Below are 314 nucleotides of genomic sequence, written 5' to 3'. Positions count from 1 at the left end.
ATCGAGCGTGAACTCAAGGACGTCAGCAATGAACAGCGTTTTACTGGTCGTCAGGAAAAGAGTGTACCGATCTTGGCTCAGCTGAAAGCCTGGATGGAAAAAACACAGCCGCAGGTCACTTCGCAAAGTGCTTTAGGCAAGGCTGTTAATTACCTGGCCAACAACTGGAGCCGACTGGAGCGCTATGTGGAGGCTGGCTTTTTACCGATCGACAACAACGCCGCCGAAAGAGCGATAAAGCCGTTTGTGATCGGGCGCAAGGCATGGCTGTTCAGCGATACGCCCAAGGGCGCTACCGCCAGTGCGCAGATCTA

1 protein-coding gene is annotated in these 314 nt (G+C 53.8%); it reads left to right on the top strand.

Annotation, left to right across the window (positions count from 1 at the left end; all coding sequences use genetic code 11):
- A partial coding sequence (locus ACXPVS_RS27510) for an IS66 family transposase (RefSeq protein WP_458512674.1) occupies window positions 1-314 on the top strand: 314 nt, incomplete at both ends.

Source organism: Pseudomonas sp. Ma2-10 (assembly GCF_054330215.1).
The sequence above is the reverse complement of the archived record's forward strand: the minus strand, read 5'-3'. Positions and strand labels throughout refer to the sequence as shown.